Origin of the sequence: Polaromonas sp. (assembly GCF_012927415.1) — a bacterium.
Taxonomy (GTDB): domain Bacteria; phylum Pseudomonadota; class Gammaproteobacteria; order Burkholderiales; family Burkholderiaceae_C; genus Polaromonas.
In genome coordinates, this window is record NZ_JABBPF010000002.1 from 1 (window position 1) to 4,028 (window position 4,028).

General features: G+C 56.9%; 1 protein-coding gene. It reads left to right on the top strand.

Annotated elements, in window-relative coordinates; translation table 11 throughout:
- Nucleotides 1–3,984 (top strand): response regulator (locus HHJ19_RS00025; protein WP_296902983.1); only part of this gene is annotated, 3,984 nt, incomplete at its 5' end.
- Between the last annotated feature and the right edge of the window lie 44 nt (nt 3,985–4,028).

A 4,028-nucleotide genomic window follows, 5' to 3' on the forward strand; every position in this document is an offset into this window, starting at 1 on the left:
GTGGGCTTGGGCGAATTGGGCGCAGCCGCATGGGCGCTTGAGCAAATGGTGAACAGCTGGCTTGCCGACCAAAAAACCGCGACCAAGGAGTTCAGGGGCCTTTGTTCCGAGGCCATCGCCGGATTTGAGCGCTGGATCTCCGATATCGCGGCGAATCAGCATGACGCATGGTCGGCAGAGCCCTTCCGCCGCAGTGCAGAGGCGATGCTCGCCGAAGGGCGCTATAACGGCCTCAATTTGTCTGATACGGCCATTGTTCCCTTACTGGTCCCGGCGACAGTCGAAACGCTGCGAGTGCATGAACTGCCAGAATTCGGCGGGGAAGCAGATCGGCTATCCGGCCACGTGGAAGACCCCGAACTTCATGAGGAGATTTTGGTTCCCGGGGAAGAGTTCAATTTCATTTCTGATGCCGAACTCGCTGAAGTACCTTCCGGTAATCCTGCCGCGTTAGAGGCGGTTTCTGCGACGAAACTCGAAACCATTGATTTCGACAGCTTGTTCGGATTTTCACTGCCCGACAGCATGCCGGACATTGCGGTTGATAGACCCGCAGAAAATGTCTCTTCTGATTTGCCCCTGGAGGCGCAATCCGTGGAAGCGATTGAAATGTCAGCGGCAGATTTTGATCAGCAATTTGAAATCGTGGCGTCAATACCCGACTTGACTTTGCCTGTAGCGGCTGAGCATTCGCCCGTCATCGACACAGAAGGTTCGCCGGCTTGGGCGGAGCCTGCCGAGACAATTGAAATTGCCTCGCGGAAACATGAAAATGTGCCGGTAACATTCGGCGCGGCCAAACCTGCAGCGTTTGACGAATTTCTGGCTGTTGATGGCAACGAAGATGAAAAGACCAAGGTCATCGGTGGTCTGCGTATCTGTATTACTCTCTATAACGTTTATCTTAATGAAGCTTATGAATGGTCGCGTCGATTGGTGACTGAAGTCGCCGAGTGGGCGCTCGAGGGACACCAGCCAGTGAGTGCCTCCACAGTCGCACTTGCCCACTCGCTGGCGGGAAGTTCTGCCACGGTGGGCTTCAGTGCGCTGTCGGAAATGGCTCGAGCGCTCGAACACGCCCTCGAAAAATCCAGGAATCATCATAGCCATGGTGCTTCGAATTACGGCCAAGTATTCGTTGACGCTTCGGAGGATATACGCCGCCTGCTGCACCAGTTCGCAGCTGGATTTCTGAAACAACCCGAGCCTGGCATTCTTGAGCGTTTAAATCAGCTTGAGTTCTCTGATTCTGTGCTGCCGGAGTCCGGCGATAGCGATGAAGTTGACTTTCTGCTAGAACCCGGGGTTGCGGAAGAAGGTATGGCTGAAATGCCAGCTGCAATCGATGTTGGTGCGGTTGGACACCAGCCGGCTGAGGAAGAGCTGCCCCGCGACCTGCCGCAGGACCCAGCTGCTGAAACACATGATTCGGCGCAGTGGGGTGAGGTTGCGGCGACTTCGCAGATATTCTCGCCCACCTTGGTACCAATACCCGTTTTAGCTTCGACAGGCGTTGCGGCACTGGCATTCAACGACGAAAACGAAAACGAAAACGAAGACGAAGACGAAATCGATGCCGTCGATGCGATTGACCCGGATCTGTTTCCGATTTTCGAGGAAGAATGCGCCGAATTGATGCCGCAGTTGGGTGGCTCGCTGCGGCAGTGGTCTTCCCGGCCTGACAACAGGGGCGCACGTCTTGAAGTGCTGCGCGTGCTGCATACGCTCAAGGGAAGTGCCCGATTGGCGGGCGCTTTGCGGTTAGGCGAGATGGCCCACCGCATCGAGTCCGAGATTGAATATCTTGGATCGGAGGCTGCGGCAAGTCAGGAATTTGAGCCTTTAATGGGTCGTTTTGACAGAATGCAAGCCGAGTTTGAACGCTTGCGTCACGCCGACATCGCTTCACTTGGCGCGCCACTCGAGTCAGGTTTACCGATAGTGTCGGTCGAGCCTGCAGGCGCGATTGGCCCTGAGCATGAAATCGCGCCCGCGCCCGAGACGCCGGCATTCGATGCTTTGGCGCCGGAGCTTGCGGGCAACGATAGCAATGCCCGAAAAATCGCGATTCCTGCGCCACAGGCAATGGCGATGCAGCCCTTGCGACAGGCGGCTACCGCGTCCATACGCGTACGCTCCCAGTTACTCGATCGTATGGTGAACCAGGCTGGCGAGGTCATGATCACCCGCTCACGTCTGGAAGCTGAAGTCAGTCAATTGCGCGGATCACTGAATGACATGAACGGTAATTTGAACCGTTTGCGCCACCAGTTGCGAGATATCGAACTTCAGGCGGAATCGCAGATGCAGTCGCGACTGGCACAAGCCAAGGAGGCTAAGGCAGGATTTGATCCGCTGGAGTTTGACCGTTTCACCCGGGTACAGGAATTGACCCGAATGATGGCAGAGTCAGTGAACGACGTGGCGACCGTGCAGCGAACCTTGCAGCGCACGATCGAGGCGACGGAGGACGACCTGATTGCGCAGGCGCGCCAGACCCGTGAGTTGCAACGTGACCTGCTACGCACCCGCATGGTGGAGTTTGAAGGCATTTCCGATCGTCTGTACCGCGTGGTGCGACAGGCGTCCAAGGAAACTGGCAAGCAGGTGCGACTCGATTTGCTTGGCGGCACCATTGAGATGGACCGCGGCATGCTGGACCGCATGACGCCCGCATTTGAGCATTTGCTGCGGAACTGCGTGGCGCATGGAATTGAGAGCCCGCAAAGCCGCACCGATGCAGGCAAGGATCCTGTGGGACTGATCACTGTCCACCTTCATCAGGAAGGCAATGACGTGGCTGTCGATTTCAGCGATGACGGGGGCGGCCTTGACCTGCATCGAATCCGTGAAAAGGCCCTGAGCTTGGGTCTGATGACGGCAGATCAGCAGCTGGATGACCAGGAAGCGGCAAACCTGATTTTTATGCCAGGTTTTTCAACCGCCGCGCAAGTGACTGAGCTCTCAGGACGCGGCATCGGCATGGACGTCGTCCGCTCTGAGGTCAATGCGCTGGGTGGCAGGATTGAAACCTCCACGCTGTCAGGAAAGGGGAGCCATTTCAAGCTGATATTGCCCCTCACCACCGCAGTGACACAGGTAGTGATGATTCGTACCGGCAATCTGTCCGTCGGCGTGCCCGCCAATGTGGTGGAAACCGTTCGGCGTATTTCGGCCAAGGAATTGCAGCAGGCCTACAACACGGGCACCTACGAAATCGCTGGCGAGACGGTGCCCTTTTTCTGGTCGGGCGCCTTGTTGCAATCCTCCAATTTCAGCGGCGAAGCACAGACCAAAACCAGTCCGGTGGTGGTGTTCCGGAGTGCCGCCCAGCGAATCGCCCTGCACGTCGATGAAGTACTGGGCAACCGCGAAGTGGTGGTCAAAAATCTTGGGCCCCAATTGTCACGATTGCCGGGTCTGGCAGGCATGTCAGTGCTGGCTTCGGGTGCGGTGGTGCTGATTTACAACCCTGTGGCACTCGCTTCCATTTATGGCCAGCAGGCCCGCGCGCTGAGCGCTGACCGGGCCGAGCCTCACATGCTGGAGCAGTCTGGCAAACAGGCTTTGATTGCCTCAGTGCCCGCGCCGGCATCGCAGATTCCACTCATTCTGGTGGTCGACGACTCCATCACGGTGCGTCGGGTCACCCAGCGGTTGTTGTTGCGTGAGGGATATCGGGTCATCATGGCAGCCGATGGCCTTCAGGCATTGGAACGTTTACAAGATGAACGGCCGGCCGTGGTGTTGTCTGATATTGAAATGCCGCGCATGGACGGCTTTGATCTGGCCCGCAACATCCGGGCGGACCATCGCCTGAAGGGGCTGCCCATCGTGATGATTACGTCGCGGATCGCGGAAAAGCACCGTGAACATGCAAAGGCGCTGGGTGTCGATCATTATTTGGGAAAACCATATTCTGAAGACGAATTGCTGAACCTGGTGAGACATTATTGTGCCCAGGGAGTCGCTGTTCCTGCCTAAAAAAACGCCATTTTTTTCAACCCGGGTGTGCTCTGCTATTTAAC